This is a genomic window from Nocardia sp. NPDC050717 (assembly GCF_040654275.1).
Taxonomy (GTDB): domain Bacteria; phylum Actinomycetota; class Actinomycetes; order Mycobacteriales; family Mycobacteriaceae; genus Nocardia.
This window is the reverse complement of the sequence record NZ_JBFAHR010000014.1, coordinates 144,381-166,507: the sequence shown is the minus strand read 5'-3', so window position 1 is coordinate 166,507 and position 22,127 is coordinate 144,381. Positions and strand designations below refer to the sequence as shown.

Sequence of the window (22,127 nt, the reverse complement as noted above, 5' to 3'; positions counted from 1 at the left end):
CGAGGCTCGAAGAAACGGCAGGTGATGGACGGTGCGGACGCGCATCGGCGCGCGATACGAGCTGATCGACCAGATCGGCTCAGGCGCGATGGGTTCGGTGTGGCGCGGTTACGACACCGTGCTCGACCGCGAGGTCGCGGTCAAACTCATTCGGTTGAACCAGGCCCGATCCGGCGCCGACGTTGCCGAGCTTGCCGAACGGTTTCGACGGGAAGCCAGGGTCACGGCCCGGATTCGGCACCACGGAGTCCCACAGGTGTTCGATGCCATTCTCGACGCCGAACTCGCCGATGTTTGCCTCGTGATGGAGTACATCTCCGACGCGTCCACCCTGAAGCACTACCTCAGCCAAGGTGTCGAGCTGCCGGTCAACTGGGCTGTTGCCGTCGCCGCGCAGATCGCTACGACGCTCGCATATGCCCACGCCCTGCCGGTGGTGCACCGTGATCTCAAGCCGGACAACATCCTGCTCACGGATGACGGCACGGTGAAGATCATCGACTTCGGCCTCGCCGCCCTGCTGGCTTCCGATGCGCCGAAACTGACGATGACCGGCATGTTGCTCGGCAACGTCGAGTACATGTCACCAGAGCAGGGAATCGGCGGAAAACCCACGCCACGGAGCGATCTGTACGCACTGGGCGGCATCCTGTACGAGATGCTGTGCGGCCGACCGGTGTTCACCGGCAGCGCGCCCATCGTCGCCAACCACCATGCCTTTACCGACCCGGTCCCGCCTGTCTCGGTTCGCGCGGATATCCCATCAGACCTGAATCTGTTGGTGCTCGATCTTCTCGCCAAGTCGCCCGAGCGTCGACCGGTTGATGCGGAGGCGGTGTACGACCGACTGCTGGCTCTGCTGCTGTCTCCTGTAGCTCCCCGGAGTTCGGAGGCAGCACCGACAGGCTATCCGGACCCTGCCCAGATCTTTCGACGGCCGAATGCCCCCAGGCGGGCTGCTTCACGTGGGGCGTGGGCTCGACTGGACGGTAGCGACGCCGTGCTCCACGCAGAGTCCGAACGTGACAAGCAGATTGCCGCGGGAGAAGCCGAATATCAGCAGCTGGTCGACGAAGGTCGTTTCGCGCAGGCAGCGGACGTGCTTGCCAGGCTGGTGCCGGACATGGCGACTGACAGCGAGGACCGCCGAGCTCTCGAAATTCGGGGAAAGGTTGCGCGAGCCCTGTTGTCCGGCGGGGAGTTCCGCAGGGCTGGCGCCGAATTCGATCACCTCGCAGATCGTTACGCGCTGCTGGTCGGCCCTGATGATGAGCTGACGCTGCAGTGCCGGAAGTCCGCGATGTTCTGTCGGGCGGAGATGGGTGAGCTGGCTACCGCCGTCGCTGAGATCAGGACGCTGCTGGCACAGGTGCGTGGTAGCCAGGGCGATGGCAGTCAGCTTGCGTTGGAGTTACGCCTGGAGCTCGGGCGGCTGTTGATGTTGCTCGGGGAGCGGGTCGAAGCCTCAGTTGTGCTCAATGAGGTCTACGACGATCTCCTTCTCGTACGAGGGACTGAGGACGCCACCACTTCCGCGGCCCTCGAGGTGCTCGACCAGCTGGCAGCCTTGGAGCCACCGTCCAGCTGATCAGCCCGGTTCGTCGGGCGCATCAGTTCTGCCCATTGTCCAGGCCAGGAGTATCGGGCCCACCTAGTCGCCACAGGACCGGCAGACACTGTGGACGCCTTTTCGGGGGCCGCCGCTGATTTCTTCGCGGACCCGCAGTGACCCGCAGCCGCAGCGCACCGCGTGTTCGCCGGTACCGGGTGCGTCACCGACGGTGCGGCGCAGGAACTGGCGTCGGAGCGCGTCGGCCAGGCCGGCGTGGTCCGTGCGGAGCAAGGTGCCGGATCGACTGCCGAGGATCGGGCCGGTCGCAGACCACACGACAGCGTCGGCGACTATGCACGACTCATAGACCGGGCGAAGTGGATGCAGCATCGTGTGGTGGTGGCGCAGCGGGTCTTCCACGCACCGCAGGCTCGTCGGGTCCCCGGCTCGGTACCAGATCGACACTTTCACGGCGTCTGGGAGCATGGCGATCGTCTCGGAGATCTGACGTGTGAGCGGCCCGTCGGTGGCAGCCGTGAAGATGTCGACGGTGCTGGTTGCAGCGGCGATGTCGTCGAGCACCTGGGTGAGGTCTTGCTCGCGCCGTGTTGGGCCCTCGCTGTCGGCGACCGTCGGCCAGGGTCGGAGCTCGGCGTATTCGCTCATATGTGAGAGGAATCGGCGGACCGGGGTGCCCGCCGGGCAGATGGTGCGCAGATAACTCATGTCGGCCAACAGGATTGCTTGTTCGCGGGCGCGGCTCATAGCGACGTTCAGTAGCCGGGCGCCTTCACTCCCCATGTGGGTCTCGGTGAACCAGGTGTGCGGGGCGAATCGACTGCCGGTCGACTCGACGGCGTCGTAGAGCACGATGTCGGTTTCGCCGCCTTGGAACCGGTGGACCGTGGATGCCACTGCCGCAGGCTGCAGACCGGACGTGAGCGCCTGTAGTAGGCGGGCTTGCGGGACGAACGGACTGATCAGGCCGACAGAACCCGGGTTGGTTGCACTGGTCAGGGGAACATGCAGGACATTGGCCGCGAGTTGGGCGTTGGCAAGGTTGTACCGGGAGCTCGTGCCGCCTCGGCGGGCAACAAGAGCGGAGAGGGCGCCGGTGTCGACGATCACCACCTGTGGCTGGTGGGTGGGGACCGTCCGGGCCGGCCGGGTGTGGACCGATGACGCGGTGCGCAGATCGACCTCGAGATAGAAGGCGGTGCCGATGGCGTCCCCGATCTGCCGGCGCATGCGGTGTTGCTGGTTCAAGGCGATCAGATTCGCCGGTGGTCTGCCACGACGCACTGCTTCGGCGATCCCGGACTTCTCGAATGCACTGCGGCCGAGCCACTCTCGGGAGCCAGGTGTGTCGGCCTGAACGATCGGAGACAGCTGACGGAAATCACCGGCGATGACGGTATGACCATTTCCGGCACCCGCGACGAGCATCGCCATCGACGACGAGACCATGCTCGCTTCATCGATGATGACAGTGTCGAAGTTCTTGCTGTACAGGCCCTTCAGCATCACTTGATGAGTAGTGCAGGCGACCAACTTCGCGTTTCGGATCACCTGGTCGCGAACGTCCCCGAGTAACGCGCTGAGTTGGCGCTGAAACTCGGTGTGATCGGCGATTTTGCGAGTCAAGGCACTGCGGTCGGGCGACTTGGCTTCGGTGGCGACCTTCAGGCGATCGCGCAGTTCGCTCAGTTCGGCCTGGATCTCCACCAGCCGGCGTGCGGCTCTTTCCCCGGCGACCGCGGCAATCTCGTCGAGGATGACCGGTGTGGGCAGACCGATGAGCGCGGTGTTGTCAGTGACTCCGATCCGGGCGATCTCACCGTTGCGGAAATTCGGTCGCCGGGCCAGTAGTGCGCTGAGCGCCACATCTACGGCGGCGTTGGTAGGAGCTGCGAGTAGGACCGTTCTTCCCGAATCCAGGAGTTCTGCGAGCAGAGCGGCAAGAGTCGTGGTTTTGCCGGTGCCGGGCGGGCCCCACAACCAGGTGACCCGCGGCTGCAAACCATGCGCGACAGCGCAGGCCTGCCGATCATTCAGGCCGACAGCGATATAAGGGTCGACCGGCGGGACAGTGTCGAGGAGGCCGGCCGCGCTGATCGTGGCCAGCGCGGCCTCCGTGCAGAAGCCAGGTGCCGTGTCGGCACGGAAGTCGGCGTAGGTCTGAATCTGGCGGTGCACCAACCACGACAAATCGCAGCGTAGCCGCGCCGTTTCGCGAAATATGCTGTCGGCTGGCACTTTCAACGTGATCTCCGCGCCGAACTGAGTGAGAACTTCGGCTTCGACCGGCTCGGCGGCGCCGGAGTTCTCGGCAGGTACGAGCGTGGCGGTGAGGCCCTCGCGAACATTGTCGCTGCTCTGGATCTCATAGCGGACGATCAGCCGAGTGGGCGCGCGCTCGACCAGCTCACCGGCAACCAGTGGTATCTCCTGCTGTGTCCGCTGGCGTGTGACAGTGGATAGTTCGTCGCGCAGCGCTGCCGATACCTGCGCGGCGATGGCGGGCCAGGACGGGTGGATCGGGTATTCGGCAGGCGTGTCGGGGGTTTCGTCGTCGAGCAGGAGCTCGCGCATCTTGCGCAGTTCGACCCTGCTGCTGATGTCGATTCCGGGCTGTCTGCGAAGGCCGATCTGGCGGTCGGCCTCCCGGCGTTCTGGCCGCGTCTGCGCCGGCCGGACCGTGCCCGGCACGGCCCATGTGTTGGTCCACGCGTCGAAGGTCGCCAATCCGAACTCGTTGCACAGCAGGAACAGTTCGGTGGAGTCGATCCGAATCCCTCGCTCGGCGAGTTGCGCAACGAGTTCCGCGGTTGTTTGAGGCCCGGCGTCGAGAACCAGGCGAATCGCCTGCTGTTTCCGGTCGGATCGGCTCTTCGTCACGCACTGCTCCGTCGCGAGATGACTTCAGACTGGATTCGGCAGAAATCGGCCGATCCTATGTGGCCAGCGGGTGGTCATGACCGGCCTGTACTGGACCGGACTGCAGCAGCTGTTGCAACTCGGTGGGCGTGAGGCGCTGGGTCGAATCGGCTCGTCCGGACGCGGAGAATCGGACACCTTCGCTCTCGAGCAGCTGGCGGGGGTCGTCGGTGCGGTCAGGATCCGACCAGCGGAAGCCATCGGCGAACGTGCCACCTGCGCCGAGGACTCGATGGGCGTTGGGGGCGGGATGGGTACGCATGCGGTTGCCGAGAGGTTGAGGCGCCGTTCCGAGTTGGGCGGCAAGGTCGCCGTAGGTGGTCCATCGGCCCTCGGGAAGGGCCGTGAGGAGTTCGGAGAGGGCCGTCCAGAGCGGATTTTCCGGAAGCTCGGATTCGTCGACGGGTCCAGGCCAGAACTCGATGATCCGCTCGGCCAAGCTGAGCCCGCGCTTTTCGATCTGTCCGGGTCCCCAGGACTCGTGTGCGGCGATCTCCTGATTCATCCGAATGCTGCTGGCACGCAATGTCTCACGCTTGCGGGCGAACTCGTGGTTGCTCAACGACTCGTTGTAACCGGTCAGTGTGAGGTTGCCGAGCGTGTGGACATAACGCTCGTGGAGGGTGTCGACGTTGTCCTCGCCGAATTCGGCGCTCAACTGTGCGCGCCACTGGGCCGAGAGTTTCTGGGGCATCACATGCTCGATCGTGAGTGACGCGGGGGATACGGACTCACGGGTGGCGAAGAGGTTCTCGATCCACGTCATCATGACCTTGCGCTGAGCTGCCCGGCCGTACAGATAGAACGGCGTGCTCGAAATTCCCTCGATGAGCTGCTTGTCGGTCGCGTAGTGCTTCCGGCCGAGTGAGAAGTGCATGCGGAGAGCCGCATCCACGGGCATCGAGGTATCGAGTTGGGGTACCGCCTCGGCGAACAGCCGGTTGAGGTTCATGGTGGTGCGACCGGTCAGGAACCGGCGGACCAGGAGGGACTCGATGTAGAGGAGCGCAGTCGCGAGTTGCTCGTCGGTCGCCTTGCCCTGATCGCGCAGCACCAAAAGGTGCAACACCAGGGGTGCAGGGGTGTTCGAGTCCCATTCGGCCAGCCGGGAAAGCCGCAGCCGTACCGCTGGATCCGACTCCGTCTCCGGCTGCAGAATCAACCGGTAGAGCCTGCCGAGTCGGGCGATCCGTTCGACCTCGGCCACGATGTGAGCTTCGGTCGCCAACTTCTCCAGTCGGGCCTGCTGCGCTGCGAAGGTCTGGCCCTGCTTCAACTTCGGCCGTTTGTGCAGGATATCGATCCAGAACAGGGTTTCGATGCGCTCGTTACCGAGGGATTCCTGCAACGGCAGCCAATGTGTGCGGTACACCTCCTCGCTCCGCGAGGGCAAACGCATGAACAGGTAGTTACGCAGCAGGTCGCCCTGAGTGAGCATGAGTCCGGTGTTGTTGAGCGACTGGAAGATCCGGTGCACATTGTCACTGGCGTGAGCGCTGATCGAAACGACCGATAGGCCTGAAACAACGGCATCAACGATCTGCGACAACCCGAAGGACATGTCCTCTGCGTCGGCCACGGCACTCAGTCGGCCTTGGAAGAACCGGTAGGCGTTGACGACTCGTCCGTCGTCGTCAGGAAGCGGTCGGCCATCGATCACCGCGGTGTACGCGGGTCGGTCGACCTGTGTCGGCAGGAGCTTGAGTCGGTCGGGGTCGTCGTTGTATTGATTCGTAAGAAGTTGGTTGTGGATTCGGTCGCTGTCGCGGCTTGGCGAACCGTCCACTTCTCGCAGGAAATCGCGGATCGCGGCGAGCAACAACGTCAGTGTGGTCAAGCGTTGCTGACCGTCGACGACGAGGAACTGAGTCACAGTCCCTGCGACGCTCGCGGGTGCAGGCGCGAGAACCACCGAGCCGATGAAGTGAGTCGCGCGAGGCTCGTCGAGCCGGTCCTCGGCCAATTGGATGACGTCATTCCACAGTTCCTGCAGCTGTTCATCACCCCAGCCGTATGGCCGCTGATACAGCGGAACAAGGTACTGCGAGCTCCCCTCGAGAATCCGCTGCAGGCTGGTTTCCTGTGCCGCGACCACTCGTAACTCCTTCGTTGGATACCACCGAACACCGACGAGGTGCCGCTACTCGAACACGACGCCTTGCTCGGCTGCCGCCGCATCGATCAGGCGTGCCACTGCTGTCAGAAGCGCATTCGATTCCGGCGCCCGTCCCGTTACCGGCATCGGCGCGCCGCGCTCCAGTATTCGGACGTCGAGGGCCTGGGCTCGACGGGCGACCGAGCCGCTGCCGGACATCGCGTAGGCCTCTACCCACTCCGCGTGTGGTTCCTCGACGATGCGACTCTCGACCAGATCGGTGAGGCGACTGGTGACGGCGATCATGAAGTTGTCGATCAGGACCTGGCGTTCCTCGGGGGTGGGCCGGGCCCCGAGCCATCGCTGCGGGTTCTGGACGATGTTCCAGACCTGCTCGTTCAGGGATTCGCGGAGTTCGGCGACCGGCTTGAGGTTGTCGTATTCGTTGTTGTCCCACCGGTTCGCGACTCGGCGGGCCAGTGCTTTGATGCGGCTGCCGTGCTCGGGAAGGACCGAGGCGTGTGACTTCAGCTTGAGCAGGACCTGCCACTTGCCGCGGAACTCGACAACTGCCGCCGAGATGCCATCGAACAGCTCAGCCTTGCGATACACGGGGCGAGACTCGCCTGCCCGGTTCGCGATTTCCGGATCGTGGATGTGTGCCAGCAGCTTGTCGAGTTCCTCGATGGTGCGGCGGCCGGCGTTGCTGGTCGGCTTGAGCTGTTTGTGGATGCCGCCCACGAAGAACGCGCCGTGCTCGAGGCGCTGCTGCAGTACACGTTCCGCCGATTCGAGTGCGGGGTTGACCTGGCGGCCTTCGGCGCGGAGCTGGCTCAACACATTGTGCAATGACTGACGGACATGTTCTTCGCGCTCGGTGAAGGTGTCCAGGTTGTCACCTTTGACCTGATCGAAGTGGGTGAACAGGAAGTGCAGCTTCGCGGAGTGCCCGGAGATGGCAACGCTTTTCAGTGCGGCGGCCGCCGCTGCCTGCATCGGCTGCTGGGCATTGTCGACGAGCAGCACGGCGTCGACCTGGTCGAGTTGGCGCGAGATGCGGGTCGACAGTGGTGAGGCGTGGGATTTCGCATGGCCGAGACCTTCGCCGTCGATGAGGACCAGACGTGGGCGGGTCTCGGCCCATTTCGGAACGAACGGACCGCTCACGCGAACTGCACTCACCAATGGGGTGAGCAGGCGACCGAACAGTTTGGCGTTGTTGCCGGTGAAACGGGTGATGGTGGTGAGGAACTCGGCCCGGTTGGTGCTCTGCAGGGTCCACAGGATGGGCCAGTCGCGGGAGTCGTAGCGCAGCTCACCGATATCGACGGCTTCGAATCGCCGCAGGAGTTCGGCGAGGAGCATGTTCACGATCTCGGCGAAGCGTGGGTTCCGCGGGAGGTCGGAATCAGCGTTCCGTTCCACGTATTTGGCGACTTCGTCGGGCGGCATCGCGTCGGCGATTTCGACCGCGTACTCCTCGGCCATCAGCCGGAGCGACTGGATGGCGGACTTCAAAGCCAGAGCGGTGGCGGCCTCGTCGATCTGGCCGAAATCATCGGGGTCGAGGTCGTCGTCTTCGTCGTCATCGTCTTCGTCGTCGATGACGTCGTCGGCCGAGGCGGCCTGGATTCGGCCGAGGGCGTAGCTGAACCGGAACCTCTGATTCACGTGGTCGAGCAGCTTGCGGCCGACGACGGCGTCGTCTTTGCCTGCGTAGGCAGCCAGGGCGGCCTCGACGACGTTCTCCTGGAGGTGCCCTTCGATCACGTCACGTGGCGCAAAGGTGACCGCAGCGCGGAACGTGAGTTCGTCGCTGACGATCACTTCCATGTCGGCGACCGTGGTCTTCGCGGTGGAGGTCGACGGGAACTTCTCTGTCCTCGGGTTCGTGCCGAGCAACTGACGGACGACCGTTGTCTTGCCGGCACCGGTGGTCCCGAGCAGCAGCACTTTTCGGTAGCCATCAGTGCTGGTCGGCAGCGGTATGGAACGCTCACGCAAAGACAAGGAATCGGTCTTGGAAAGGTCCACGCCCCCGTTGGCCATGTCGCTGTCACCCATCTTGCTGCTGTCGGCTGGTGGTTCCAGCCCCGGCAACTGTAAGATCGGCTGAAAACTATGTCAAACAACGTGCACCGAATGCTGTAGTGGCGCAAAGTCGACCGAATGGTTTGCCTTACAGTCGGTCTGGGTAAGCATAGAGGCCACCTCTGCCGCCCGTGTTCCTTTCATCCGGTATTTTGTTCCTTCGACCGAGAGGCACGGAGGGGTGATGGTGGTGCTGCAACCGCAGGTCGTCGGTGGTCGGTACCAGTTGTCCGACCAGATCGGCGCCGGCGGTATGGGTCAAGTGTTCGCCGCATACGATCGCCACCTCGACCGCCCGATCGCGGTGAAGCTCACCCGGCCGGACCTGGATACCGACCCCCAGTGGACTCAGCGGTTCATCAGGGAAGCGCGGCTGATGGCCCGCTTGGTACACCCAGGGCTGCCGGCGATCCATGATGCCGGAATCGAGCCGGGCCCACCCGAGCGTCCCTATCTGGTGATGGATTTCGTGCACGGTGTGTCACTGGATCGGATCGCCGGATATCGCAGCATGCTGCCGGTCGGAGTGGTCGCATCGATCGGCGCCCAAGTGGCGGCGGTGCTGGCGGCCGCGCATCGGCAATCCATCTTCCATCGTGACCTGAAACCGTCCAATGTGATGTTGTGCCCGGACGGCACTGTGAAGGTTCTCGACTTCGGGTTGGCTGTGCTTCTGGACAGTGACGTCTCCCGGCTGACCTCCACTGGCAACACCCTCGGGACGCCTGCCTATATGGCGCCCGAACAGATCAACGGTGACCCGGTCGTGGCGCAGACCGACCTTTACTCACTGGGCTTGGTGCTGTACGAGTTGCTGACCGGTGCGCAGGTGATCACCGGGAGCACACCTTTCTTGCTGTGGCGCAAGCAGATCGAGCTGGTGCCGCCCGAGGTCTCGACGTTGCGTCGCGACGTTCCGCGAGACATCGTCGCTCTGTTGTCGGACATGCTCGCCAAGAATCCGCGGAAACGGCCGCGCGATGCGTCTGCTGTGCACAGCGTCCTCCATCGGCATATCGGCGGGCTCGACGACCTCGACGATGTCCGCGAGCCGACAAGCCCGGCGCGAATGTATGCGCAGGCGCTGGTGGCTCCACCGAACTACCGTACGGCTCGCACGCTGATCGCGCCACCGGCCGACATCGCCTTCATCGAGCCGCGCACCGCGCCCACCTTGCAGGGGTTCGGTGACGACCGACGTGGAAGTGCGGACCGGCATTTCGACGCAGGTGAATTCGCGACCGCGGCTGAGCTGTATCGAACGTGCGCCGAGGAACTGACGGCCGCGAACGGGCCGTATGACGAACAGGCGATGTACTGCGTCCAGCGACACGCGATATGCCAACTGCGCCTCGGTAATCCGAAGGCAGCACTGAATCGGCTCAAGCGATTGCACCAGCAGATGGCTGTGCGATTCGGTGCGCAGGACCCTCGCGTCATCGAGCTGGCGACTCAGATCGACGGCATCCACGTTCGCTGAGCACCACGGTTGCTCACTACTGTTATTGGAGGATTCGGGTGATCGACACTGCGAACGGGGAACAGGTTCCCACCGATCTGGCCGGTCGTGGTGCGCGGCTGTTCGACTTCTTGGCGCATGCGCAGCAGCTACGGGTGAGCCGAATCAAGGACATCGCCACCTATCAGCGCGATGGTGAAGTCATCTGGGTTGCCGACCTGCCCGCCGACCCCGCCGTCACCTATCAGTCCGACGAATCCGGCGCGCCATTCCTCATCGTCGAGAAGACACAGGTTCCGCCTGCGCCCGCGCCGCCGCCGATCCTGCGGGACTGGCTGGTCGGGACCATCGACGATCCCGAGATCGAGCCCGAACTGGAGCCACGTCGGTTCGATGCCGCCGGAGCCGAACTCGAACTCGCCGACCACCCGGACGTTGCCACCGCCCACGCCGAGTGGCTGCCGCGGTGGTGCGAGTGGGCATCGGTGGCACGGGTGAAGCTTGCGGTGCTTGCGCTTTACCAGACCCTGTACGAGGTCTACACCCGATATGAAGGCGAGCGGGAGACCTTCGAGGTCGTCTTCGGGCTCGGTTTGCTCACTTGGCAGAACAGCGCGGTCGGATCGGTGCGCCGCCACGTGCTCACGGTGCCGGTGACGGTGCGGTTCGACTCCGGATACGGTGCGCTGTCCGTCGCCCTGGACCCGACGAGTACCGGCTACACCCCGGAACTGCAGGACATCGTGGAGGCGGGCCAGATGTCGGCGCCCGGTGATCTGCAACGCGCCGAGGACCAGGCCAGAACCGGCGACGTGAGCGCATTCGAGCGGGCGGATATCGCCGCCTTGGTCAGGATGTTCGTCAATTGCATCAACCCTGATGCCGAATACCGTGACGATCTCTCGCCCGCGGCCGCGACATCGAGCCCGGTCGCCTACTACGCGCCCGCGATCGTGCTCCGTAAACGAAGCAATCGGGGCATGGTGAACGCGTTGCGGGCCGTCGCCGACAACATCAGGAACACCGGCCTGATGCCGGCCGGGATGATGAACCTAGTCGATCCAGATCATGAACCTGTCGTCACCACCTGTGACGACACTGGCGCGATCGTCCATGACGGGCCGGACAAGTTTCTCCCGCTGCCGCTCAACGACGTTCAGCTGCGAATCCTCGACCACGTCGACCGCCATGCGCACACACTCGTCCAAGGGCCACCCGGCACCGGCAAGACGCACACCGCGGCCGCACTCATCACCCACCTGCTCGCGCAGGGCAAACGGGTCCTCATCACCGCCCACACCGACCGGGCGTTGCATGAGGTGAGGAACCGACTGCCAGACGAAATCAAGCCGCTGTGCGTGACAGTCGTCGGGGATTCCCGGACAGAGCTCGAAGAACTGAAGACTTCGGTGAGCCGCATCAACCAGGCTGCCGCAGAACATGATCCGCTTCGCTCGAAGCGCACTGCGGCGGCCACCGAGGCGCAGATCGAGGAACAGCGCCGCATCCGTGCAAGGCTGCATCGTGACTTGGTCGATTTGCGGGAACGGGACGTCACCGAACATCGGATCGGCGACCTGACCGGCACCATCGCAGACATAGCTACCCAGTGGGTTATGGACCGAGACGTTTTCGAGTGGACCACGGGTCTCCTCGAAACCGGTTCGAACGAGCAATGTCCGTTCTCGGCTGACGAGCTGATCGAATGGCTCGGTCTGCTTCGAGATCCTGATCTCGCAGACCCGGAGGCCGCGGCACCGGACCTGGTCGCGGCCGCAGATCTGCCCAGCGCGGACGATTTCGAGCACCGTCACGCCCAGGAAGAAGCAGCCGGTAAGCGGCGGGAATCGTATTCGCGCCATCATGGAACACACACAGTCGCTCAGTTGCTGGCGATGTCGCCGCAGGAGCGTGCCGCGCTCGGTCGCGCCGTGGCGGAGCTGGACACTCGGGCAAAGGACTTCGCCGGGCGGCCAGATGCATGGGTGCGTGCGGCCGCTGAAGCGATCCGAGCCGGTCACCAGCACGGGTGGCAAGGATGCGCGCAGATCGTCGACGCTCTCATCTCGCAGGCCGACGCCGCGTTGTCGGCAATCGGATTCGCCGATGTGCAGGTGCCCGAGGGAGATCTCGCGCCACTGCTGTCGTTGGCCGAAAACCTGCGTAGCCATATCGAGCAGGGTGGCAAGTTCGAGATCAAAACCGATGGCACTCCGAAGTTGGGTTTCCTCACTCCGCGAGTCGTCAAAGACGCACAGCCGTTGTTCGAGAACGTCCGCGTAGACGACCGGATCCCGACCAGGGTTGAACAGCTCACCGCCTTCCTGGAAACCCAGAACTGCCGGCGACTGCTCGGTCGTCTCGACGCCGCCTGGCCGGTGCAGATCCCCGTGGCCGGAACGTTGCGTGACAGGGTGGCTGCACACCGGACTGCGCGGGCGGTGCTCAGCCAGGTACTGACATACGGTGATGGGCTCGCTGCGACGAGTAACGCGTTGCGCAACGTCGGGATTGCGGTACCCGACTGGGCCAAGGCGGAAGACGTCGCGCATCTGCTGGAGGCATTCGCTGCCGTCGAAGCCGAGCTGGCGTGGCGGCAGACCAGTGAGCCCCTGGCTGCGCTCACCGAACAACTCGACCGTTGGTGCCGTGATCCTCGGGCGACGGACAACCTGCATGCTCTGGCGGACGCCGTTCGTGCACGCGACATCGCCGCATACCGGCATGCGGGGGATCGTCTCAACCAGCTTCACCAGCTCCGGCACAGGTTCGCGCGACGACGCGAACTCGATGCCAGGATTGCCGGACAGCCCGGCTTGCACGCCGCGGTGATCGCAAATCTCGACGATGCCGCGTGGGCCCGCAGGTTCACGGACTTCCGGGCAGCGTGGCAGTGGAATGCGATGGGCACGTGGCTGGCCAGTCACAACGTTGGCGAGGTGAATGGCCTTTGTCACCGCCTCGACGATGTCGAGGAGCAGTTGCGGGTCCAGGCAACAATATTGGCGACGACCCGCGCATGGGACCGGGCGATCGACAGACTCACCTACAAGGCCAGAGCAGATCTCAAGCAGTACTCGGATCTGGTCAAGGATCTGGGCAAGGGCACCGGCCAGAATGCGGCACGAAAGCGAGTCGGGGTGCAGCGCGCGCTGGCGAAATGCAGGCCCGCGGTGCCGGTGTGGATCATGCCGATCTACCGTGTGGTCGAACAGTTCGAGATCAAGCCGGACATGTTCGATGTGGTCGTCGTCGACGAGGCTTCGCAAGCGGGCGTCGCCGCGGTGTTCTTGCAGTACCTCGCACCGAGGGTTGTCGTGATCGGTGACGACAAGCAGGTATCGCCGTCGGCCGTCGGTGTGAACGAAGACGAGCTCGTCAGCCTCAGTAAGCAATACCTGGCAGGCGATCAGTACGCCGACACGTGGAAACTGCCAAAGCGCAGCCTGTTCGACGAGGCGGCGATGCGGTATCCGAAAAAGTTGACGCTGGTCGAGCATCGCCGGTGCGTCCCCGAGATCATCGGGTTCTCGAACAAGATCGCCTATGAGCCGGAAGGCGTGTCGTTGATCCCGGTGCGGCGGTTCGGTAGTGACCGCCTGCCACCGGTCCGAGCGGTGTATGTCGAGGGTGGGCAGGAGATTCGGTCGAAAGTCAACGAGGTCGAGGCCGACCGGATCGTCGAACAGATCGCTGCCTGCGTGGCAGACCCCGCATACGACGGCAAGACTTTCGGTGTCATCACGCTACTCGGTACCGAACAGGCAAAGGTCATCTGGCGCAAGCTGATCGACGTTGTGCCGCCGGAGGAACTCGAGGCACGGCGCCTGCTCTGCGGAAGTGCCGCAGACTTCCAGGGCGCCGAGCGCGATGTGGTTTTCCTGTCGCTGGTCGCTGCTCCGCGCGAAGGTGGCCGACTGACCTCGCAGACGAAGGACGAAACCGTACAGCGCTACAACGTGGCTGTCTCGCGTGCTCGTGATCAGGTCTGGTTGTTTCACTCGGTGACCACCCAGCATCTTGCCAACAGCGAGGACATGCGATTCCGGCTGCTGGACTATTTCCTGGGAGTTCAGGCGGGCGTCGAGGAATCGGATTCTTCCCCCGAAAGGTTCAGCGATGACACACTGAGGAATCCGTTCGAATCACTGTTCGAACAACGGGTCTACAACGGTCTCGTCGACCGGGGATACCAGGTCACCGCGCACCATACGGAGACGGCCTGCGACCTGGACATGGTGGTGACCGGTCGGGGCGGCCAGCTCGCCGTGCAATGCGACAGCGATCGCTGGCAGGGCGCCGAAGCCTACCGAGCCGAGCTGGCATTGCAGCGCGATCTGGAACGGTGCGAGTGGCCGATTCATCGGATTCGGCAGGCAGATTTCATCGTCGACCAGGACGGCGCACTGGATGCCCTGTGCGCGGTCCTCGGCAGTAACGGAATTCTGCCGCGTGGCGAAGACCCGGTCGAGGAAATCGACACCGTGGCCGAATCGGTTGAGCCGCCCCAGCTGGAGACGGACCTCCTCGATGAATTCGTCTGGGAACGGCCAGAAGCGGCACCATCCGCGACGGCAGCAGCTGACGAGCCCGCGGTCGAGATCGGCGACATCGGCCTGACGGACCAGGCGCGGTGGTTGAAGCCCGCACCCTCCGCGCCGGAATCCACCGCACTGCGTGCGGAACCGTCAGCGGACGCGCTCCGTGAGTACTCCGAGTTCACGGGTGCACTGGAGAGCCCGACCACCGCCCCGCATGCCACTATCGTCGCCGATCTGTGCGGCATCGTCGGTGTCGAAGGGCCGGTAACCGGATTGCGCTTGCGCGCGGCCTACGTCAGCGCGGCCAAGACTCGGGAGCGTGACAACGTCAAGGCCGCCATTGATCGCGCGCTCCACGCCGCGGTAGCGCACGGTCGACTGCTGGTCGACGATCCGCTCGATCTGGGTGACCCCGGTCTGATGGCCTATCGGGTGCCCGACCAGCCACTGTCGAGATGGCGACTGCGTGGTCCGCGCCAGATCGAACAGATCCCACCCCGGGAGCTGGCCGAGGTCATGGCGCGTCACGGACAGGAGCTCGGCTGGACAGACCAGGGCGGTTTGTTCCGTGCGGTGATCAAGGCGTTCGGTCAGGTGCGCCTGACCGGCAACGCAAGCGCGGCACTCGAACGGGTCATAGGACTGGCGCGGTCGCAGGGGGAGGTCAGGTGAAGCGCGAGCCGGTTGTTGGGTAGCGCCCAGGGCAGAGCTTCGGGCCGAGCACTAGGAGAACTTGCACAGCACGTGCAAAACAACTTCACATATCCCCGAAATATGTAAAGAAAATCAAGAAAACTTTACATGTCCTGCCTGTTGTGGCAGGTTGTGTCGATGACCAGCTGGCGTCCGGATGTCCCATACAACGACCTTCCGGCGGTTCCGAAGCCCGAGATTCTCGAGACGCGACCTGTGCTGAAAGCGGCGATCGCGGCAAACCGGGCACTGGCGCAGCTCGACCAGGCAGCCATGGCTATGCCCAACCCTACGGTGCTGATCAATACGATTCCGCTGCTGGAGGCGCAGGCCAGTTCGGCGATCGAGAACATCGTTACAACCACTGACGCCCTCTTCAGACACGTTGACGACGATGCCAACGCCGACGCCGCCACAAGAGAGACCCTTCGATACCGACATGCGCTCCGGATCGGGTATGACCACACAGTGACCCGGGGGCTCACCGCTTCGACCGCGGTCGAGGTGTGCGGGATCATCAAGAACCGGCAGATGAGGCTCCGTGATCTGCCGGGTACCCGCATCGGAAATCCGGCGACGAACGAGATCATCTACAGCCCGCCCGAAGGTCAGGAGATCATCGCAGCGAAAATGGCCGACTGGGAGCGGTTCGTACACTCCGAAGACGGCGTGGATCCGCTGGTCGTCATGGCTGCCGCGCACTACCAGTTCGAGGCCATCCACCCGTTCTCCGACGGCAACGGGCGGACCGGACGCATCTTGAATGTGCTGATGCTGGTGGAAGCCGGGCTGCTGCGGCTCCCGGTGCTGTACCTCTCGCGCTACATCATCGACACCAAGCGGCAGTACTACCGGCGGCTGCGTGCGGTCACCGCGGAGAGGGACTGGGAGGCCTGGTTGCTCTACATTCTCGCCGGTGTCACCCAGACTTCGGAGACCACTGTGGCGAAGATCAACAACATCCGGCAGCTCCAGGAGAACTTCGCGCAGCGGGCCAGGGCAGTGTGTAAGGGCGGGTCCGATTCGGAGTTCCAGGCAGTGCTTTTCGAACAGCCGTACTGCCGCATCGCCACGGTGATGGAACGTTGTGGTGTTTCGCGGCCGACCGCGACGGGCTGGCTGAACGGGCTGGCCGAAGCCGGGATGATCCGGGACGTGAAGATCGGTCGGGACCGAGTGTTCATCAATGCGGAATTCCTGGATTTGCTGACGGCGCCCTGACTCGTTCGTCGGCACAGGTCTGATCGCCTCGCCTCAGAACGGTAGGGGCTCGTGAGGAGGTGATCGCGTCACAGTGAGTCGTGGTCGAGCGGTCGATAAGCAGGTAGCGCCCTGCTGCACGACGATCGTGGGGCGACCCGCTGACGTGATTCGCAGCACTTGATGGGGACCGACCAGGCCCTCGAGCGGGGCAAATGGTAATCGATGTCGTTTCTATCGATTCGCGCGCGGGCTGGTCGGCTGACAGGATCAGCGCGCAGTGTGGGCGAGGTGGCTGCATTCGCCGATTCGATCGGAGCGCACCCGCTCGGTGTCGGATGTGGTTGGAAAGGATCGGCGGGGTTGACGACGGATGCGCGGGCTGAGGTGGAGCGGTTCCTTCTCGGAGATCGGTTCGCTTGTCTGGCGGGTCGCTCCGCCTGGCGGCAGGGTGGGATCACGCATCGCCATTATGAGGTGATGGGCGGGGATGAGTCGGCTCGGTTGATGGCCGCGGATCTGGCTGAGTTCGTCGGTGGGGCGGACTGGGGGTTGCGGAAGTTCACCAGTTTCATCGCGACGTTCGAGCAGCCGCGAGGGGTGGATGAGCTGCGGTTCGAGGAGTTGTTGTGGGAGCATCTGCAGCTGTTGCACGAGGCGGACGCGGATCGGTTCGGGTGGGCCGAGGGGTGTTCGTCGGATCCGCAGTCGAGTGAGTTCAAGTACAGCGTGGCGGGGCATCCGTTCTTCGTGATCGGGCTGCACGAGACGCATCGGCGGTTCGGGCGGAGGCCGCCGTTTCCGATGCTGGCGTTCAATTCGCATGAGCAGTTCGCGCGGATCAAGGCCGATGGAATGTGGGATCGGCTGGCGGACAAGATCCGGAAGCAGGACATCTCGCTGCAGGGGGATATCAATCCGAATCTGATGGAGTACGAGACGTTGTCGGAGGCGCGTCGGTACTCCGGGCGGCCGAAGCCGGTGGATTGGCAGTGTCCGTTCAGTGCGCGGCCGGCTGCGGAGCGTGAGTTGGCGGGTTCACAGCACATGTGACGCGTCTCGATCTCCTCGAGGGGGTTTCATGGCCGGCACGCCGATCGAGCCACGGCCATTGACGGGACTCGAATCCGCGGTCGTCGGCAAGTTGCTGGCTGAGGGCTGGGTCGAGGCGGCGAATATCTGTGCCAGGTCTCCCAGGCGCAGGTCATCGCGACGTGGGGCGAAGGGTCGCCGAGTGTCGACCTCATCGTTCAGCCCGGACCTGCGCGGGCAGTGAGTCGAACCGAGGGAATCATTGCCGAGGGCACCGTCTCGGATCAGCACGGATCATCGGTCGGGGAGCTCATTGTGTGGGTCGAAGATGGTTGGCTCAGCGGGATCGAATATGCCTGGTACACGGACGAGCGGCCGGCGGCGCTTCCTGATCCGGAACGGGTCGAGGTGTATAGCAGGCCCTAGGATTCGGCGGTGACTGCGACATTGTTGTTCTGTTCGGACCCTCTGAATCCCCGGCGGGTCGACGACCACTTCGCCGCGCAGGCCGAAGCCGTGCGGACAGCTGGTGGAACGGTCGCGTTGCTGGACCACGATGCGCTCATCGCCGGTGAACTGAATGCGGCTGTGCGGCGGGTGCCGCGGTCCGCTGGAACGATGTGGTATCGCGGTTGGATGATACCGGTGGATCGCTATCGTGATCTGGCGCAAGTGCTTTCGGGGCGAGACTGTGCGCTCGCGGTGTCGCCCGAATGTTATGCGAAGGCCCATGAGCTGCCGGGCTGGTATGAGCCTTTCGCCCTGTTGACACCGCGGTCTCAGTGGACGGTGACGAAGCCCGGCGAGGTGCCCGGTGAGTCGGTGCTGGCGGGACTGGCCGGATCGCTCAGTGCCGGTCCGGGGATCGTGAAGGACTACGTGAAGTCGCGCAAGCACGAGTGGGACACCGCTTGCTACGTGGCCGATCTGCGGGACACCGCCACGTTGCAGCGCATCGTCGAGCGGTTCGTCCAATTGCAAGGGGAGTACCTGGCCGGTGGGGTCGTGTTGCGTGAGTTCGAGGACTTCACCGATGATGCGGGCGGTCGGGCGGCGGAGGCCAGGGTGTGGTGGCTCGACGGTGAACCTGTCTTGGTCGGACCGCATCCCGACGATCCCGCGGCGTGCCCTGCACCTGACCTGTCGGCAGTGAGGCAGGCGGTGTCAACTCTCGGCTGCCGGTTCGTGACCACCGATGTCGCTCGGCGGGCGGACGGCAACTGGAGGGTGATCGAAGTCGGTGACGGGCAGGTCAGTGACCTGCCGTCGGGGGTGGATGTGATGGCGTTGATCGGGCCGCTGGTCGCTGGGTGAGGTCGGCGAGTTCGGGTCCGGAGTCGAGTCAGCGGCCCGATACGTCGACCGCTGTCCACCTCGATGGCGACCTGGAGGTCTCGCGCCGAGGTGGCCTGGTGTCCCGGATCGCCGGTGCGAGCGAGGTCCGAGGCGGCGATGGACCTGCGGCGGTCAGGATCTCGAGTTCGAGCGTCCCGACAAATCCGGCGCCGCGTAGTTCCCGAACATTTCCGAGACGACGTCCAGCCCGCAGTTCGCCGCGCGGACGGCCAGCAGTTTGCGGGTGCGGTCAGGGAGTTCGGGGATGAGAGTGACGAGGGTTTCCCAGGCTTCGGTGTGGTCGGGGCCTAGGACGTCGATGAGGGAGTCGAGTTCGGGGAGGGCGTCGAGAAGGGCGAGGACTCGGGGTCGCGCGTCGGGGACGGAGAGGGCCAGGGGGATGACGGTGGGGGCTTCGGGGGCGGCGTCGAGGATGAGGGTGCGGAGGGAGTCGTCGTCTTCGGCGAGGACTCGGGTGGCTATGGCGCGTTGCTGGGATTCGTCGAGGTGGGGGACGAGGGGGAGCAGGGCTAGCCAGAGGTTTTGGGTGAGGGAGATGTCGGAGACGCGGGCCAGGGTGGCGGGGTCGTGCATGACGGGGCGTTGGGCGAGGCGTTGCAGGCCGGTGAGGGAGATGTCGGCGGCGACGGGGAGCAGGGCGTCCCAGGCGTCGAGGGCGGCTACGACGGTGAGGAGGCCGTCGAGGATCTCGTCTTCCTGTTCGGCGACGATATCGGCCATGCGGGCGCGTTCGGCGGGGCCGATGATGTCGAGCAGGGAGATGGCGTCGGCCCACTTCTCCTCGGCGTACATGGTGGCGACCATGCCGGGGACGCGGTCGGTGACCATGCCGAGCAGGCGTTCGGCCTGGGAGCTGTCCTCGAGGTGCAGGCCCACCTGGAGGATGTCGCGGTCGGCGGCCTGGGGGAGGGCGGCCCAGAGGACGGATTCGGGCATCGCGCCGGCGAGGCGGCCCATGGTGAGGTAATCGCCGCGTTCGATCAGGACGCGGGCGACCTCGGCGGCCATGGTGTCGGGGACGCGGGCGATCACCTCGGCGGCGCGTTTCGGGTCGAGCAGGACGGTGGCGTCGGCGAGGAACTCCGGGGACAGGGATTCGGCGATGGCGACCGCGCGGGCCGGCTCGACGGCGCCGGCGACCGCGGCGGCCAGGGCGGGGCCGAGGGCCTTCTCGGCGACGAGGGCTGCGATCGGTTTGGGGACCAGTTTCACCGCGGCGGCGACGCGCTGCATGCGGACGACGTCGCGGCCGGACAGTTCGTCGCTGACCTGGTCGCGGAAGGTCTTGATCGCCGAGGCCGGTTGGGTGGCAAGGAATTCCAGCTCCGCAGGGTCCACGTCGAGGACGCGGGCCAGCTTGGCGATCTCGGCCATCGTGTGGCGCAGGGTGGTCATAGTCCCAGGACCTTTCGGACGGCGGGGCGGGCCAGGCGGGGGATCAGGTGCATGCCGGCGCCGAGGGCCTCGTCCATGGCGGCCTTGCGGGCGGCCAGGGCGGATTCGACGAAGGTGTCGAGGCGGGCCAGGTCGTCGGTGTCGAGCGTCGCGAACTCCGGCGGGGGTGGGGTGCCGAGGGTTGCGGTCAGCTGGGCCAGGCGATCCGGCACGGGGGTGGCTCCTTCGAAGATGTTGGGGGAGTGGTGATTACACGATAGTCGTAGCGGTCGCCCGGCACCGCGCGAGCGTTTGTCGCCACCGGCCGCGGGGTATCTCACCTGGACTGGAGGGGGAAACGGCGTCGGTGCCGAATCGGTGTCGGTCGACCGAACACACGAACCGCGGAGACCGCCTTCTGCTTCCATGTACATGAATGCGCCTGTCTCTGAACAGGTCTCGAGCTCGTGGGAGTGGGCATGTCCAATCTTGATGAACGGATGGGGTTGGCGGTCGAGTGGCTCGAGCGCAATCAGTTCTCTGACGGGGCGGGCGGCGCCGGCTGGGGATGGGTGCACGACGTGCCGCCGAATCCGCAGAACACGGCGGAGGTGGTGTGCGCGCTGACCGCGGCGGGACTGGCGGTTCCGCGCGCCGAGGAGGTACTGCGGCTGGTGCGGCGGACGATGATGGTGCCCGCCTGGGCGGGCGAAGGCGAGTTCACCGGCGCGATCGATATCGCGTGGCGACTACGCGCGCTGCACTGCCTCGGGGTGAGTTTCGTCGATCCGGATGTGCGTTCCTGCATCGACGCGCTGGTGCGGGAACAGGACGAGGAGACCGGTGGGTACCGGATGTCGGGCACCACCGGCCCGATCTCGATCACCGCGACTGCCACCGCGATGCACGCGCTGGCGCCGTTTCTCGGATTCGGTGAACAAATCGCCAAGGCGACCGAGCGCGGGGTGGGGTTTCTCGTGCGGACGATGCTGTCCGACGACGTCCGGGTCGAACCTGTCTACGCCGCGGCACAAGTCGTGACCGTGCTGGCCAGGACCGAGTTCTCGTCGCTGGGCGGTCGGCGGCCTCGGCGGGCCTCGGAACTGGCGATCGAGCGGATTCTGGAGGGGCTCGAGGACGACACCGACTGCAATGAAGAAGAGCCCTATCATCGCGGGGAGGTCGCGCACACGTGGCGGCATCTCAGTTTGCATCTCGCGGTGGGCGCGTTGTTGTCGGCGAACGCGGAGCTGATCTTCCATCCGACGGTGCGCGCGGCGCTGACCGAGATGTTCGATCTGCAGGAGATGTCGGCCCAGCACGCCGAATTCGGTGGGTTCCGTACCTCGGCGGAGGGTTTCCACACCTCGTACGCGACCAAGCTGGCGATCGAGACGATGACCTATGTCCGGGTCGCAGTCGGCGAAACCGTGAATCCCGGCAGGATCTTCGACATCATCTGCCGGTTCCAGGGCGCCCATCACACCGACGGGAACACGGTGGCGGTCTGGGGGAAACGGCGGCTCGTGCTCAACAGCGCCGCCGGTCTCGCGGTGTTCGCGCTCTGTGCGCTCGCGGCGATCACGATCGCCCTGGTCGTGGTGATCTTCAACGACAAGCTCGGTGACTTCGCTTCGCGCGCGTTGCTGGTGTGGAGTACGGCGTACTTCGCGATCGGCGCGCTGATCTGGTTGGTCAGTAGATTCCCGGCGGTGTCGTCGACCCGGATCGCGGCGGGGATCTTCGCGGGATTCACCGCGGTGGTATTGCCCATTGTGACGTTCATGTTCTCGTGAC

At 64.7% G+C, this 22,127-nt stretch carries 12 protein-coding genes; 7 read left to right on the top strand and 5 right to left on the bottom strand.

Going from position 1 to position 22,127, the window contains the following annotated elements; all coding sequences use genetic code 11:
- Positions 1 to 31 precede the first annotated feature (31 nt).
- Entirely contained in the window at positions 32 to 1,588 is a 1,557-nt protein-coding gene (locus AB0H56_RS25450) for a serine/threonine-protein kinase (protein WP_357167740.1), read from the top strand.
- Positions 1,589 to 1,651: 63 nt separating this feature from the next.
- On the opposite strand, the gene AB0H56_RS25445 is transcribed toward AB0H56_RS25450, so the two are convergent.
- The 3 genes from AB0H56_RS25445 to AB0H56_RS25435 are packed head-to-tail and all read right to left on the bottom strand — an operon-like array spanning position 1,652 to position 8,648.
- Positions 1,652 to 4,450: a DEAD/DEAH box helicase gene (locus AB0H56_RS25445; protein ID WP_357167738.1), complete on the bottom strand. Its 2,799-nt coding sequence runs from the start codon at positions 4,448 to 4,450 to the stop codon at positions 1,652 to 1,654.
- 55 nt (positions 4,451 to 4,505) lie between these two features.
- On the bottom strand, positions 4,506 to 6,584 hold the full coding sequence (locus AB0H56_RS25440; RefSeq protein ID WP_357167736.1) for a DUF262 domain-containing protein: 2,079 nt from the start codon (positions 6,582 to 6,584) through the stop codon (positions 4,506 to 4,508).
- Positions 6,585 to 6,629: 45 nt separating this feature from the next.
- Entirely contained in the window at positions 6,630 to 8,648 is a 2,019-nt protein-coding gene (locus AB0H56_RS25435) for a hypothetical protein (protein WP_357167734.1), read from the bottom strand.
- A 211-nt stretch (positions 8,649 to 8,859) separates the two neighbouring features.
- Here AB0H56_RS25435 and AB0H56_RS25430 point away from each other — a divergent pair, with 211 nt between their 5' ends.
- The 5 genes from AB0H56_RS25430 (at position 8,860) to AB0H56_RS25410 (ending at position 18,914) form a co-directional block, all read left to right on the top strand.
- Complete coding sequence (locus tag AB0H56_RS25430) at positions 8,860 to 10,155, top strand: serine/threonine-protein kinase (protein ID WP_357167732.1); 1,296 nt, start codon at positions 8,860 to 8,862, stop codon at positions 10,153 to 10,155.
- Between the two features lie 38 nt (positions 10,156 to 10,193).
- Positions 10,194 to 15,347: an AAA domain-containing protein gene (locus tag AB0H56_RS25425; RefSeq protein ID WP_357167730.1), complete on the top strand. Its 5,154-nt coding sequence runs from the start codon at positions 10,194 to 10,196 to the stop codon at positions 15,345 to 15,347.
- A gap of 159 nt (positions 15,348 to 15,506) precedes the next feature.
- On the top strand, positions 15,507 to 16,589 hold the full coding sequence (locus tag AB0H56_RS25420; RefSeq protein ID WP_357167728.1) for a Fic/DOC family N-terminal domain-containing protein: 1,083 nt from the start codon (positions 15,507 to 15,509) through the stop codon (positions 16,587 to 16,589).
- A gap of 270 nt (positions 16,590 to 16,859) precedes the next feature.
- Entirely contained in the window at positions 16,860 to 17,621 is a 762-nt protein-coding gene (gntA, locus tag AB0H56_RS25415; protein WP_357167726.1) for a guanitoxin biosynthesis heme-dependent pre-guanitoxin N-hydroxylase GntA, read from the top strand.
- 414 nt (positions 17,622 to 18,035) lie between these two features.
- Entirely contained in the window at positions 18,036 to 18,914 is an 879-nt protein-coding gene (locus tag AB0H56_RS25410; RefSeq protein ID WP_357167724.1) for an ATP-grasp domain-containing protein, read from the top strand.
- A 153-nt stretch (positions 18,915 to 19,067) separates the two neighbouring features.
- On the opposite strand, the gene AB0H56_RS25405 is transcribed toward AB0H56_RS25410, so the two are convergent.
- Together AB0H56_RS25405 and AB0H56_RS25400 are read right to left on the bottom strand one after the other, a co-directional pair.
- The gene (locus tag AB0H56_RS25405; protein ID WP_357167722.1) at positions 19,068 to 20,351 is read right to left on the bottom strand and encodes a hypothetical protein; all 1,284 of its coding nucleotides are present in this window, start codon (positions 20,349 to 20,351) and stop codon (positions 19,068 to 19,070) included.
- The gene (locus tag AB0H56_RS25400) at positions 20,348 to 20,563 is read right to left on the bottom strand and encodes a hypothetical protein (RefSeq protein ID WP_280217969.1); all 216 of its coding nucleotides are present in this window, start codon (positions 20,561 to 20,563) and stop codon (positions 20,348 to 20,350) included. The genes AB0H56_RS25405 and AB0H56_RS25400 overlap by 4 nt, the downstream gene beginning before the upstream one ends.
- Before the next feature lie 246 nt (positions 20,564 to 20,809).
- Between AB0H56_RS25400 and AB0H56_RS25395 the strand changes: the two genes are divergently transcribed.
- Positions 20,810 to 22,126, top strand: a complete 1,317-nt coding sequence (locus AB0H56_RS25395; protein ID WP_357167719.1) for a hypothetical protein — start codon at positions 20,810 to 20,812, stop codon at positions 22,124 to 22,126.
- The last annotated feature ends 1 nt before the right edge of the window (position 22,127 follow it).

Bases quoted from the DNA above. Each gene is read 5' to 3' on its own strand.
- AB0H56_RS25435 (WP_357167734.1), bottom strand. From the start codon at position 8,648: ATGGGTGACAGCGACATGGCCAACGGGGGCGTGGACCTTTCCAAGACC.
- AB0H56_RS25430 (WP_357167732.1), top strand. From the start codon at position 8,860: ATGGTGGTGCTGCAACCGCAGGTCGTCGGTGGTCGGTACCAGTTGTCC.
- AB0H56_RS25420 (WP_357167728.1), top strand. From the start codon at position 15,507: ATGACCAGCTGGCGTCCGGATGTCCCATACAACGACCTTCCGGCGGTT.
- AB0H56_RS25405 (WP_357167722.1), bottom strand. From the start codon at position 20,351: ATGACCACCCTGCGCCACACGATGGCCGAGATCGCCAAGCTGGCCCGC.
- AB0H56_RS25395 (WP_357167719.1), top strand. From the start codon at position 20,810: ATGTCCAATCTTGATGAACGGATGGGGTTGGCGGTCGAGTGGCTCGAG.